13 protein-coding genes and 2 tRNA genes are annotated in these 11,977 nt (G+C 59.7%); 12 read left to right on the forward strand and 3 right to left on the reverse strand.

The window, feature by feature from the left end:
- The first annotated feature begins 5 nt into the window (after positions 1 to 5).
- Positions 6 to 443, forward strand: coding sequence for an FKBP-type peptidyl-prolyl cis-trans isomerase (fkpB, locus tag AOA60_RS08095; RefSeq protein WP_010213263.1), 438 nt, complete (start codon positions 6 to 8; stop codon positions 441 to 443).
- Between the two features lie 172 nt (positions 444 to 615).
- Positions 616 to 1,563: a 4-hydroxy-3-methylbut-2-enyl diphosphate reductase gene (ispH, locus tag AOA60_RS08100; RefSeq protein WP_099583983.1), complete on the forward strand. Its 948-nt coding sequence runs from the start codon at positions 616 to 618 to the stop codon at positions 1,561 to 1,563.
- Here the strand turns inward: ispH and AOA60_RS08105 are convergent.
- Positions 1,517 to 2,098: a GspH/FimT family pseudopilin gene (locus AOA60_RS08105; protein ID WP_099583984.1), complete on the reverse strand. Its 582-nt coding sequence runs from the start codon at positions 2,096 to 2,098 to the stop codon at positions 1,517 to 1,519. The two genes, ispH and AOA60_RS08105, sit on opposite strands and share 47 nt — an antisense overlap.
- A 202-nt stretch (positions 2,099 to 2,300) precedes the next feature.
- Between AOA60_RS08105 and pilV the strand changes: the two genes are divergently transcribed.
- The 5 genes from pilV to thiO all read left to right on the forward strand — a co-directional run bounded on the left by pilV (position 2,301) and on the right by thiO (position 5,613).
- Entirely contained in the window at positions 2,301 to 2,786 is a 486-nt protein-coding gene (gene pilV, locus AOA60_RS08110) for a type IV pilus modification protein PilV (RefSeq protein WP_099583995.1), read from the forward strand.
- Positions 2,783 to 3,490 carry a PilW family protein gene (locus AOA60_RS08115; RefSeq protein ID WP_099583985.1) on the forward strand — a complete coding sequence of 236 codons (708 nt, stop codon included), beginning with the start codon at positions 2,783 to 2,785 and terminating at the stop codon, positions 3,488 to 3,490. Before pilV ends, AOA60_RS08115 begins: the two co-directional genes overlap by 4 nt.
- Before the next feature lie 7 nt (positions 3,491 to 3,497).
- Positions 3,498 to 4,028, forward strand: a complete 531-nt coding sequence (locus tag AOA60_RS08120; RefSeq protein WP_099583996.1) for a PilX N-terminal domain-containing pilus assembly protein — start codon at positions 3,498 to 3,500, stop codon at positions 4,026 to 4,028.
- A gap of 11 nt (positions 4,029 to 4,039) precedes the next feature.
- Positions 4,040 to 4,441, forward strand: a complete 402-nt coding sequence (locus AOA60_RS08125) for a type IV pilin protein (RefSeq protein ID WP_099583986.1) — start codon at positions 4,040 to 4,042, stop codon at positions 4,439 to 4,441.
- A gap of 62 nt (positions 4,442 to 4,503) precedes the next feature.
- Positions 4,504 to 5,613 carry a glycine oxidase ThiO gene (thiO, locus tag AOA60_RS08130; RefSeq protein ID WP_099583987.1) on the forward strand — a complete coding sequence of 370 codons (1,110 nt, stop codon included), beginning with the start codon at positions 4,504 to 4,506 and terminating at the stop codon, positions 5,611 to 5,613.
- Here thiO and AOA60_RS08135 read toward each other — a convergent pair.
- Entirely contained in the window at positions 5,600 to 5,833 is a 234-nt protein-coding gene (locus AOA60_RS08135; RefSeq protein WP_099583988.1) for a PP0621 family protein, read from the reverse strand. The genes thiO and AOA60_RS08135 overlap by 14 nt on opposite strands.
- Positions 5,834 to 5,957: 124 nt before the next feature.
- Entirely contained in the window at positions 5,958 to 6,983 is a 1,026-nt protein-coding gene (locus tag AOA60_RS08140) for an outer membrane protein assembly factor BamD (protein ID WP_099583989.1), read from the reverse strand.
- 149 nt (positions 6,984 to 7,132) lie between these two features.
- Here AOA60_RS08140 and rluD point away from each other — a divergent pair, with 149 nt between their 5' ends.
- From rluD to AOA60_RS08165, 5 genes are all read left to right on the forward strand, one after another.
- Entirely contained in the window at positions 7,133 to 8,095 is a 963-nt protein-coding gene (rluD, locus tag AOA60_RS08145) for a 23S rRNA pseudouridine(1911/1915/1917) synthase RluD (protein ID WP_032886184.1), read from the forward strand.
- Positions 8,092 to 8,817: a peptidoglycan editing factor PgeF gene (gene pgeF, locus AOA60_RS08150; protein ID WP_099583990.1), complete on the forward strand. Its 726-nt coding sequence runs from the start codon at positions 8,092 to 8,094 to the stop codon at positions 8,815 to 8,817. Before rluD ends, pgeF begins: the two co-directional genes overlap by 4 nt.
- 131 nt (positions 8,818 to 8,948) lie before the next feature.
- A complete protein-coding gene (clpB, locus tag AOA60_RS08155) occupies positions 8,949 to 11,513 on the forward strand; it encodes an ATP-dependent chaperone ClpB (RefSeq protein ID WP_099583991.1) in 2,565 nt (854 codons plus the stop codon).
- A 304-nt stretch (positions 11,514 to 11,817) separates the two neighbouring features.
- A tRNA-Asn gene (locus AOA60_RS08160) sits at positions 11,818 to 11,893 on the forward strand.
- A 9-nt stretch (positions 11,894 to 11,902) separates the two neighbouring features.
- A tRNA-Pro gene (locus AOA60_RS08165) sits at positions 11,903 to 11,976 on the forward strand.
- Position 11,977 lies beyond the last annotated feature (1 nt).

Below are 11,977 nucleotides of genomic sequence, written 5' to 3' on the forward strand. Positions count from 1 at the left end.
AGGTATTGGCTGAGCAACGCATCGGCCAGAACACGGAAGTCACTTTGCACTTTGCATTGCGCCTGGAGAATGGCGACACGGTCGACAGCACGTTCGACAAAGCCCCTGCGACCTTCAAGGTCGGTGACGGCAACCTGCTGCCGGGTTTTGAAGCGGCCCTGTTCGGTTTCAAGGCCGGCGACAAGCGCACCCTGCAGATTCTGCCGGAAAACGCCTTTGGCCAGCCCAACCCGCAAAATGTGCAGATCATCCCGCGTTCGCAGTTCCAGGACATGGACCTGTCGGAAGGTCTGCTGGTGATCTTCAACGACGCGGCGAATACCGAACTGCCTGGCGTGGTGAAAACCTTCGATGACGCGCAAGTGACGATCGACTTCAACCACCCGTTGGCCGGTAAAACCTTGACCTTTGACGTTGAAATCATCGACGTTAAAGCACTTTGATCAACGCCCCGGTCTAAAATGTGGGAGGGGGCTTGCCCCCGATGGCAGCGGCTCAGTCAAAGATGTATCAATTGACGCGCAGCCATCGGAGGCAAGCCCTCTCCCACTTTTGATCTCTATTGTCAGTTCAGTAGCATCAACTCTGACCCCAGCGCCAGACACGAGGCACAGCATGCAAATCAAACTCGCCAACCCCCGTGGCTTCTGCGCCGGCGTGGACCGTGCGATCGAAATCGTCAATCGCGCCCTGGAAGTCTTCGGTCCGCCGATCTACGTGCGTCATGAAGTCGTCCACAACAAGTTTGTGGTCGAAGACCTGCGCGCACGCGGCGCGATCTTTGTCGAAGAGCTAGACCAGGTGCCGGACGACGTGATCGTCATCTTCAGTGCCCACGGTGTTTCCCAGGCCGTGCGTACCGAAGCAGCAGGCCGTGGCCTCAAAGTGTTCGATGCCACCTGCCCTCTGGTCACCAAGGTGCACATCGAAGTCGCGCGCTACAGCCGCGACGGTCGGGAATGCATCCTGATCGGTCATGCCGGTCACCCGGAAGTCGAAGGCACCATGGGCCAATACGACGCCAGCAATGGCGGCGCCATCTACCTGGTGGAAGACGAGAAAGACGTCGCCAACCTGCAGGTGCACAACCCAGATCGTTTGGCCTTCGTCACCCAGACCACCTTGTCCATGGACGACACCAGCCGTGTGATCGATGCCCTGCGCACCCGTTTCCCGGCCATCGGCGGCCCGCGTAAGGATGACATCTGCTACGCCACCCAAAATCGCCAGGACGCGGTCAAGCAATTGGCTGACGAGTGCGATGTGGTTCTGGTGGTCGGCAGCCCCAACAGCTCCAACTCCAACCGTCTGCGTGAGCTGGCTGAGCGCATGGCTACCCCGGCGTACTTGATCGACGGGGCTGAAGACATGCAGCGCAGTTGGTTCGATGGCGTCCAGCGTATCGGCATCACAGCGGGTGCTTCTGCCCCAGAAGTACTGGTGCGCGGTGTTATCCAGCAACTGCACGCCTGGGGGGCTACCGGCGCTGATGAGTTGGCGGGACGTGAAGAGAACATCACTTTCTCCATGCCCAAGGAGCTGCGGGTTCGCTCACTGCTCTGAATGCCAGGGTGCCGGAGGTACTCCGGCACAACGCCTGTTCGGCTTTATCGCTGCGCAGGCTGATGCGCCCACTGGGCGCCAGCACCACTTGGTGCACACTTTGCGCCGAGTCCTTGGCGCATATGTGCACAGTGCCGGCACGAAAACCTCCCCCTGAAAATACCGGTTCGCCCAACCCGCTGAACCGCACCTGGCTTTTGACCGGGCCATTTCCCACTATCGGCACACGACCGCTGTCCTGGCGCTCCAGCAGCACCGGGTTGTTGTCGTCCAGATGGCCGCGCCCGCTGATGTCCACTATCACCCGCCAACCTCGACTCCAGTCATCGTCCAGTGCGTGAATGACCACCGCGCGGTTACGCGTGATGGCTTCGGTGCGTGCGAAGCGGAGTCCGTTGGTCAGCGATTGCGCCGCGCTTTGTCGCTGCTGTGACTCCAGCAGCCCCGCGAAACCCGGCACTGCCAGATGCGCCAGGATGCCGCTCACGATCAGTCCGAGCAGCAGTTCGATCAGGGTAAAACCTCGTTGTCCCATTGGACGTCCCTCCGTGGACGTGTGCAGAAAGCAGGTTGAGACATAGGTATAGCGCCCGGCGCGGAGTGCCGAATGATGGCCTTCATGTCCAAAGTATTTCCCTTTGTTCCATCAGCAGCGCGGGCGAAAAACCGACGCTAGTCTTGGGCCGCACCGCAGGATTTTCCTGCTTTTTTGCCCTTCGACACGGATGACGACGGTAATGCTTGCCTGCCTGAATACCTGTTTTCCCCACGCTGTAGCGCGACATCAAATCGGCATGACGTTGATTGAGGTGCTGGTAGCGGTGCTGATTCTCGCGGTCGGCCTGTTAGGCGCGGTGGTGCTCCAGCTCAATGCCCTCAAATACACCGACAGTTCGAGGATGACCAGTCAGGCCAGTTTCATTGCCTACGATATGCTCGACCGAATCCGCGCCAATTCCGGCGCCGACTACTCATCGCCAGGGAGGGTAAGGGCTCCGGCCAATACCGCGACTGCCAGTGTGCGTGACCTGGACCTGCATGACTTCGAGGCCAATATTCGCGGTTTTGCCGGGGAAAGTGCCAAAGGCTCTGTGGTGGTCAGTAGAAATGAGGTGACGGTCAGTATCAGTTGGGATGACCGATCGAGTTCGAACATCCCTGATGCGCGGGAAACCTTTACCCTGACCAGTCGAATCGACCCAGGGCCAGAGGTGGCGCAATGAGGCCTGTGGCGAGGGGTTTCAGCTTGATGGAGTTGCTGCTGGCCCTGGCAGTCGGTTTGGTGCTGGTGCTTGGGGGCAGCCAAGTGGTGATCGGTTCCCGAATGACCCACGCCAGCCAGCAGGCAGCCATGTTGCTGCAGGACGACGCCCGGTTTGCGCTGGGCAAGATGCTCCAGGACATTCGCCAGGCGGGCATGTTTGGCTGTATGGCTACTGCGTTTATCGACAATGCCCCACCGGCCTTTGATCGGCCGGTTGGCTGGAGTGCCGGGGGCGGTTCAACGTCGCTGACGCTGTTGACTGCGGACGTGGGTGCTGGCGGTGGCAAACCTGACTGGACGGTGTTGTCCGACTGCACGGGTACGGCCTATGCATACGGCGGGACCTCACCTTCGCCAGTTCCCGGGCAGATTCGCTTTGCCATTCGCCAACTCACCTACACCTTCGAGGCCGGCCAGTTAAAGGTCAGCACGCCTGCTGCGCCGGCCAGGGCAGTGTTGGTGGATAACGTGGGGGCGTTCGATCTCAGTTTCGGTGTGGCGGCCGGGCCGACATCGGCGCAGGTAGTGCGCTACGACGCCATGCCGTCTGACGAGTCGTTGATCCGCAGCGTACGCATCCGCATGACGCTGCGAGACCCGACGGGCCGGGTGAAAGATCAAACCTATAGCGTCGTGGCGGCGCTGCGTAACCGTGTGGGGTAGGGCGGTCATGGTGCTGACTGACGGTATTTCTTCGCAGCAGAGGGGAATGGTGCTGCTGATAAGCCTGGTGTTTTTGCTGCTGTTGTCACTGATTGGCTTGTCGTCAATCCAAGGTGCGGTGGCCCAGCAAAAGATCAGCGGCAGCCTGTGGCAACGAAACCAGTCGCTTCAAAACGCCGAAAGCGGCTTGAGGCTGGGAGAGCAGGCGGTGCAGCGAGCGGGTGTCGGGTGGCCGCAGTGCTGGTCGATCGTTACCTGCGCGCCGCCGGACGAGGCGTTTTTGCTGGTGGCTGCAGGGACGAACCCTGTTTCGGCAGTGACCTGGGTTGCCGTCAGGGGAGGGCTCTACGGCATTCAAGCCTTGGGTCCTGGCGTAGGGCTGGCGCATCTGCCGCCTCATGCCTCGGCGGCGGTCTACCGGGTGACGGCGGTCGGGTTCAGCGGCCAGTCGCGCACGGTATTGGAGACTGTATATGCGCGGGTGGAATTGGAAAGTGGCCCGCGGTTTCGGCGGGTGTCATGGCGACAGCTTCAATGAGGAACAGTGGAATGGGCATGGACTGCCGGGGCTTTACCCTGATCGAGTTACTTATCTGCGTAGCGATCATCGCGTTTCTGGCCGGGATCGCTTACCCCGGCTACACCCGTCATGTAAAAAAGGTCTATCGCGCGGAAATTGTCGCGCTACTGACCGAGCAAGCTCAGCACCTTGAGCGTTTTTATACGAGGAACGGCACTTTTATTGACGCCAGCGGCGTCAGCACAGGCAATGATCGCTATAGAATCACCGCTGCGTTGAACCCTCAGGATTTCTACCTGGTCGCTACGCCGGGCGTCGATTCGTTGATGGTGGGTGACCCTTGTGGTGACTTCAGCCTTAGCAGCACGGGTGTGCGGGCCAATCCGGGGGCAGCACCTGAGATGTCGCGCCAGACATGCTGGGGGCACTGATGGGGGTGCTGGATGATTGGGCGCCAGGTGCGCTTGTTCCTATTTATCGGCTGGATCGAATGATGGCTAAGCAACAGCAAGTGGTGATTGTCGGCGGCGGAGTCATTGGCCTGCTGACGGCGTACAACCTGGCGAGCCAGGGGCAGGCGGTGGTCCTGTTGGAGCGCGCCGGTGTGGGGCAGGAGTCTTCATGGGCGGGCGGTGGCATTGTGTCTCCGCTGTATCCGTGGCGCTATAGCCCGGCGGTCACTGCATTGGCCCATTGGTCCCAGGATTTTTATCCGCAACTGGCTGAGCGCCTGTTTGCCGCCACCGGCATCGACCCTGAGGTTCATACCACCGGCTTGTACTGGCTAGACTTGGAAGATGAGGCCGAGGCGCTGGCATGGGCGGTCCGTGAAGGTCGGCCTCTAGGCAAAGTGGATGTGTCGGCCGCCCATGATGCGGTTCCGGTGCTGGGTGGCGGGTATTCCAGCGCGATCTATATGGCTGGCGTGGCCAATGTGCGCAACCCTCGCTTGGTCAAATCCCTCAAGGCTGCGTTGTTGGCACTGCCTGGCGTAACTGTTCACGAACAGTGTGAAGTCACTGGATTTGTCATGGAAGGCGACAATGTAGTGGGCGTAAACACGGCAGTGGGGGCGATTGTCGGGGAGCAAGTGGTACTGGCAGCAGGCGCGTGGAGCGGTGAGTTGCTCGGCACGCTGGGCTTGGTGCTGCCGGTGGAACCGGTCAAGGGGCAGATGATTTTGTACAAATGCGCCTCGGACTTCTTGTCGAGCATGGTCCTGGCCAAGGGCCGTTATGCCATCCCCCGGCGCGACGGGCATATTCTCATTGGCAGTACCCTGGAACACGAGGGCTTCGACAAGACCCCCACCGATACTGCGCTGGAAAGTCTCAAAGCCTCGGCTGTGGAGCTGATTCCCGCCCTGGCAGACGCCGAAGTAGTGGGGCATTGGGCCGGTTTGCGCCCAGGCTCACCGGAAGGTATTCCCTATATCGGCCAGGTTCCCGGCTTTAAAGGGCTGTGGCTCAATTGCGGGCATTACCGCAACGGCCTGGTACTGGCGCCGGCGTCCTGTCAGTTGTTTGCAGACTTGCTGCTGGGGCATGCGCCGATCATCGATCCTGCGCCTTACTTGCCTGAAGGTCGCATCAGCGCTGTATAGACTTCGGTCCCTGCTCCAGATGCGCCTGAGTGCAATACCACTCCTGGCGCAAGCTTAGGGCGCGATCCTGTGGCAGGTGCACGCCGCAGTGGGCGCAACGCACCATCAACGCAGCGTCAGGCTCGTTGTTGCGTTGCTGCTTGGCGGCCGGGTTTTTGAATTTGCGCCAGAACCATACCGCGGCAGCAATAACGGCAATCCAGAACAGAAGACGAAGCATGATGGGCGGTTTCTCGATAAGGAATGCGCCAGTTTAGCCAAGGACGTGGCAGACGCACAGCGCAATAATACTGCCCATAAAAAAGGAGCCCCGAGGGGCTCCTTTTTTGCGTTGCATCGACAGATCAGTCGAACACACCGAAGGTCATGTAGCTGAACCACGAGCGGTCCTGGTTGTTGCCCAGAGCCTCTGGCTCTTCTTCTTCGATCACGTCGCCGTTCTCGTCGTGCGGCTTGAGCTCCGACGGAATGGCTTCCTTGGCGTCCTGGTATTGTTTGATCACGTCCTGATTGGCGCGGGTTTCGCCCGGCGGCAACGGAGGGCGCGACTCGATCAGGCCCAGGGTGTACTTGCTCAGCCACGAACGGTTGTCAGCTTCGGCAACCTGAGGCACGAACTGGCCGTCTTTCAGGCTAGGGTGATCCGGGTAGTTGAGCTTGAGGGTCTCCAGGCTGGTGTTGGCCAGATCGTCCAGGTGCAGCCGCTGGTAAGCCTCGGTCATCACTGCCAGGCCGTCACCCACGGAAGGGGTTTCCTGGAAGTTCTCTACGACATAGCGGCCACGGTTGGCGGCAGCCACGTACGCCTGACGGGTCAGGTAGTAGTGAGCTACGTGGATTTCGTAGGACGCCAGCAGGTTGCGCAGGTAGATCATGCGCTGCTTGGCGTCCGGCGCGTAGCGGCTGTTCGGATAGCGGCTGGTCAACTGTGCGAACTCGTTGTAGGAGTCGCGGGCAGCACCTGGGTCACGCTTGGTCATGTCCAGCGGCAGGAAGCGCGCCAGCAGGCCAACGTCCTGGTCGAACGAGGTCAGGCCCTTGAGGTAGTAGGCGTAGTCCACGTTCGGGTGTTGCGGGTGCAAGCGGATGAAGCGCTCGGCGGCGGACTTGGCAGCTTCCGGCTCGGCGTTCTTGTAGTTGGCGTAGATCAGCTCAAGCTGAGCCTGGTCGGCGTAGCGCCCGAACGGATAACGCGACTCCAGTGCCTTCAGCTTCGCTGTGGCGCTGGTGTAGCTATTATTGTCCAAGTCTTTCTGTGCCAGTTGGTACAGCTCGACTTCGCTCAGGTTTTCGTCGACGACGTCCTTTGTTGACGAGCAAGCAGCAGTCATGGCGAGGATGGCGATCAGCAGCAGGTGTTTCACTTGCATGGCGGCTTGCGTCCCTATGACGGCCGCTGTCTTGGGCGGGGCCGTCCTGTTATGATGAGCGCCCCGTTGAAAGCCTCGGGGCAAAAGACGCCGTATTTAACCACAAGCGCGCAGCCGAAACCAAAGGCTGTGCCACGCCTAGTCTGAGCATGTCCGATAAAATTGAACTTCGCGCAGAGGTGCCGTCCGAATTGGGCGGCCAACGCCTCGATCAAGTCGCCGCACAATTATTCGCTGAGCACTCGCGCTCGCGCCTTTCCGCCTGGATCAAAGACGGCCGCCTGACTGTGGATGGAGCGGTTATCCGCCCGCGAGACATAGTTCATGGCGGTGCGATTCTTGAGCTGACTGCCGAGCAGGAAGCCCAGGGAGAATGGGTCGCCCAGGACATCGAGCTGGATATCGTCTATGAAGACGACGACATCCTGGTCATCAACAAACCCGCAGGCCTGGTGGTTCACCCGGCGGCCGGGCACGCTGATGGCACCTTGCTCAATGCCCTGTTGCACCATATCCCCGACATCATCAACGTCCCGCGCTGCGGGATCGTGCACCGTCTGGACAAGGACACCACCGGCCTGATGGTGGTCGCTAAGACCATTCAGGCGCAGACGCAGCTGGTTACGCAGTTGCAGAGCCGTAGCGTCAGCCGGATCTATGAGTGCATCGTGATCGGCGTGGTCGTCGCGGGTGGCAAGATCAACGCCCCCATCGGTCGCCACGGCCAGCAGCGCCAGCGCATGGCGGTAATGGAAGGCGGCAAGCAAGCCGTGAGCCACTACCGTGTGCTGGAGCGTTTCCGTTCCCACACTCACGTGCGGGTCAAGCTGGAAACCGGTCGTACTCACCAGATCCGCGTGCACATGGCCCACATCAACTTCCCGTTGGTCGGCGATCCTGCCTACGGTGGCCGCTTCCGCATTCCGCCTGCGGCCAGCCAGACCATGGTCGAATCGCTCAAGACGTTCCCGCGCCAGGCACTGCATGCACGTTTCCTGGAGCTGGATCATCCGACGAGCGGTAAGCGCATGAGTTGGGAATCGCCACTGCCGGACGATTTTGTCTGGTTGCTGTCGCTGCTCAAACAGGACCGCGAGGCGTTTGTCGGATGAGTGACCGGCTGATACCTGACTGGCCCGCGCCGGCTCGGGTAAAGGCTTGTGTCACCACCCGTGCGGGTGGCGTCAGCATGGCGCCATTCGACAGCCTCAACCTGGGCGATCATGTCGAGGACAGCCTGGAGGCTGTCCTTGAAAACCGCCGTCGTCTCAGCGACGCCTTTGCTATTAAGCCGGCCTGGCTGCGCCAAGTCCATGGGGTGAGCGTGGTCGAGGCCGATCCTGGTCACACGGCTGAAGCTGATGGCAGTTGGACCAGCACCCCTGGCATCGCCTGTACCGCTATGACTGCCGATTGCCTGCCCGCGTTGTTCTGCAACCGTGCCGGGACTCGCGTCGCTGCGGCCCATGCCGGTTGGCGTGGGTTGGCGGCCGGTGTGTTGGAGGCTGCTTTCGAAAGCCTGGAGACTGAACCTGCCGACGTATTGGTCTGGCTGGGTCCGGCAATCGGTCCGCAAGCCTTTGAAGTCGGCCCGGAAGTGCGTGAAGCGTTCATGCAGCAACTGCCGATCACGGCCGAAGCTTTTGTGCCGAGCCATAACCCTGGCAAGTTCATGGCCGACATCTACCGACTGGCCCGCCTGCGCCTCGCCGCACGGGGTGTCACGGCTGTCTACGGTGGTGGTCTGTGCACGGTGACCGACCCGCAATTCTTTTCTTACCGGCGCAGCCCGCGCACCGGTCGATTTGCCTCCCTTATCTGGCTCGAACGCTAGACTCTCCTGACTTACGTCAACTGTCCGTGGCTTGAATCTTCCAGAATCCCCCCCATCTATAAGGGTATCTGGCAGGTTTCTTCATTCAGGAATGTTTTATAGCTCCGGCCTGCTCAAAAGGAAGGTGACTAATGCGTATTGATCGTTTAACCAGCAAATTACAGTTGGCCTTATCGGACTCCCAATCGTTGGCGGTAGGTCTCGACCACCCGGCCATCGAGCCTGCGCACTTGATGCAGGCACTCCTGGAGCAGCAAGGTGGTTCTATCAAGCCCTTGCTGATGCAGGTCGGCTTTGATGTCAGCAGCCTGCGCAAGGAATTGAGCAAAGAGCTCGACCAACTGCCAAAAATCCAAAACCCGACCGGCGACGTGAACATGTCGCAGGACTTGGCGCGCCTGCTCAACCAGGCCGACCGCCTGGCCCAGCAGAAGGGTGACCAGTTCATCTCCAGCGAACTGGTACTGCTCGCCGCCATGGACGAGAACAGCAAGCTCGGCAAATTGTTGTTGGGCCAGGGCGTGAGCAAGAAAGCCCTGGAGAACGCCATCAACAACCTGCGTGGCGGCGACGCAGTAAACGACCCTAACCACGAGGAGTCGCGCCAGGCCCTGGACAAGTACACCGTCGACCTGACCAAACGCGCCGAAGAAGGCAAGCTTGACCCGGTGATCGGCCGTGACGATGAAATTCGTCGCACTATCCAGGTCCTGCAGCGTCGCACCAAGAACAACCCGGTGTTGATCGGTGAGCCTGGCGTGGGTAAAACCGCGATTGCTGAAGGCTTGGCCCAACGCATCATCAATGGTGAAGTGCCGGACGGCCTTAAAGGCAAGCGCCTGTTGTCCCTGGATATGGGCGCGTTGATCGCCGGTGCCAAGTTCCGTGGCGAGTTCGAAGAACGCCTCAAATCCCTGCTCAATGAACTGTCGAAGCAGGACGGGCAGATCATTCTGTTCATCGACGAACTGCATACCATGGTCGGCGCCGGTAAAGGCGAGGGCTCCATGGACGCTGGCAACATGCTCAAGCCCGCCTTGGCGCGGGGCGAGTTGCATTGCGTCGGTGCAACGACGCTCAACGAGTACCGCCAATATATAGAGAAGGACGCAGCTCTTGAGCGGCGCTTCCAGAAAGTACTGGTAGAAGAGCCTAGTGAAGAAGACACCATCGCGATCCTGCGTGGCCTGAAAGAGCGCTATGAGGTCCACCATAAGGTGGCGATTACTGATGGTGCGATCATTGCGGCGGCCAAATTGAGTCATCGCTATATCACCGACCGTCAGTTACCGGACAAGGCCATCGATTTGATCGACGAAGCGGCCAGCCGCATTCGTATGGAAATCGATTCCAAGCCGGAAGTGCTCGACCGCCTTGATCGGCGCCTGATTCAACTGAAAGTCGAATCCCAGGCCCTCAAGAAAGAAGAGGACGACGCGGCGAAGAAACGTCTGGAAAAACTCCAGGAAGAAATCGTGCGCCTGGAACGCGAGTACTCGGACCTTGAAGAAATCTGGACCTCGGAAAAAGCCGAGGTGCAGGGCTCTGCGCAGATCCAGCAAAAGATCGAGCAGTCCCGCCAGGAACTGGAAGCCGCTCGCCGCAAGGGCGACCTGAACCGCATGGCCGAGTTGCAGTACGGGGTCATCCCGGACCTGGAGCGCAGCCTGCAAATGGTCGACCAGCACGGCAAGTCTGAAAACCAGTTGCTGCGCAGCAAGGTGACCGAGGAAGAAATCGCCGAAGTCGTCTCCAAGTGGACCGGCATTCCGGTGTCGAAAATGCTCGAAGGCGAGCGCGACAAGCTGTTGAAGATGGAGCATCTGTTGCACCAGCGCGTGATCGGCCAGGAAGAGGCGGTTGTGGCAGTGTCCAACGCGGTACGACGTTCGCGCGCCGGGTTGTCCGACCCGAATCGTCCGAGCGGCTCGTTCATGTTCCTCGGCCCGACCGGCGTGGGTAAAACCGAGCTGTGCAAGGCGCTGGCCGAATTCCTCTTTGATACTGAAGAGGCCATGGTGCGGATCGATATGTCCGAGTTCATGGAGAAACACTCGGTGGCCCGTCTGATCGGCGCACCACCAGGCTATGTGGGCTACGAGGAGGGCGGTTACCTGACCGAAGCCGTGCGACGCAAGCCTTACTCGGTGATCCTGCTGGATGAGGTCGAGAAGGCGCATCCGGATGTGTTCAACATCCTGCTGCAAGTGCTGGAAGATGGTCGGTTGACGGACAGCCACGGGCGTACGGTGGACTTTCGCAACACGGTAATCGTGATGACCTCCAATCTGGGCTCGTCGCAGATCCAGGAGCTGGTAGGGGACCGTGAGGCTCAGCGCGCTGCTGTCATGGACGCGTTGACCTCGCACTTCCGCCCGGAATTCATCAACCGGGTCGACGAAGTGGTGATCTTCGAGCCCTTGGCGCGGGATCAGATTGCGGGCATTACCGAGATCCAGTTGGGGCGCCTGCGCAGTCGTCTGGCTGAGCGCGAACTGTCGCTGCAGCTGAGCCGCGAGGCGTTGGATAAGCTCATCGCGGTTGGTTACGACCCGGTGTATGGCGCACGGCCTTTGAAGCGTGCGATTCAGCGCTGGATCGAGAACCCGCTGGCGCAGTTGATCCTTTCTGGCAGTTTTATGCCGGGTACCAGCGTCGAAGCCACTGTGGAAAACGACGAAATCGTCTTCCACTGAGCCTGAACAGCAGGCAAATAAGAGAAGGCCCCGCATCGCGGGGCCTTTTTTTTCGTTAGGGCGTTGAACTGTAAGGAAAAGGCTTGTAAAGTGCGCCCCGCAGCAACGTCAGCCCACGGGTTTCTTCTCCCCAAGAAGAAATCAGAAAGAAGCGCAAATCATTGTCTTAAAAGCAATTTAAAGGGTTGACAGGGGTTTTTAAGATTGTAGAATAGCGCGCCTCAGAGACGCTAACGTAGCGATACGGACAGGGTCGAAGAGGAAGGTTACAGAGCAGTAAAAGTTGTACTTTGAAATATGTAGTTCCGTGATAGCTCAGTCGGTAGAGCAAATGACTGTTAATCATTGGGTCCCAGGTTCGAGTCCTGGTCACGGAGCCAATTTCAAACCGGGGTATAGCGCAGTCCGGTAGCGCGCCTGCTTTGGGAGCAGGATGTCGGGAGTTCGAATCCCCCTACCCCGAC

Origin of the sequence: Pseudomonas sp. 2822-17, assembly GCF_002742485.1 — a bacterium.
GTDB lineage: Bacteria > Pseudomonadota > Gammaproteobacteria > Pseudomonadales > Pseudomonadaceae > Aquipseudomonas > Aquipseudomonas cyclaminis.

Bases quoted from the DNA above. Each gene is read 5' to 3' on its own strand.
- ispH (WP_099583983.1), top strand. From the start codon at position 616: ATGCAAATCAAACTCGCCAACCCCCGTGGCTTCTGCGCCGGCGTGGAC.
- AOA60_RS08105 (WP_099583984.1), bottom strand. From the start codon at position 2,098: ATGGGACAACGAGGTTTTACCCTGATCGAACTGCTGCTCGGACTGATC.
- pilV (WP_099583995.1), top strand. From the start codon at position 2,301: ATGCTTGCCTGCCTGAATACCTGTTTTCCCCACGCTGTAGCGCGACAT.
- AOA60_RS08115 (WP_099583985.1), top strand. From the start codon at position 2,783: ATGAGGCCTGTGGCGAGGGGTTTCAGCTTGATGGAGTTGCTGCTGGCC.
- AOA60_RS08120 (WP_099583996.1), top strand. From the start codon at position 3,498: ATGGTGCTGACTGACGGTATTTCTTCGCAGCAGAGGGGAATGGTGCTG.
- AOA60_RS08125 (WP_099583986.1), top strand. From the start codon at position 4,040: ATGGGCATGGACTGCCGGGGCTTTACCCTGATCGAGTTACTTATCTGC.
- thiO (WP_099583987.1), top strand. From the start codon at position 4,504: ATGGCTAAGCAACAGCAAGTGGTGATTGTCGGCGGCGGAGTCATTGGC.
- AOA60_RS08135 (WP_099583988.1), bottom strand. From the start codon at position 5,833: ATGCTTCGTCTTCTGTTCTGGATTGCCGTTATTGCTGCCGCGGTATGG.
- AOA60_RS08140 (WP_099583989.1), bottom strand. From the start codon at position 6,983: ATGCAAGTGAAACACCTGCTGCTGATCGCCATCCTCGCCATGACTGCT.
- rluD (WP_032886184.1), top strand. From the start codon at position 7,133: ATGTCCGATAAAATTGAACTTCGCGCAGAGGTGCCGTCCGAATTGGGC.
- pgeF (WP_099583990.1), top strand. From the start codon at position 8,092: ATGAGTGACCGGCTGATACCTGACTGGCCCGCGCCGGCTCGGGTAAAG.
- clpB (WP_099583991.1), top strand. From the start codon at position 8,949: ATGCGTATTGATCGTTTAACCAGCAAATTACAGTTGGCCTTATCGGAC.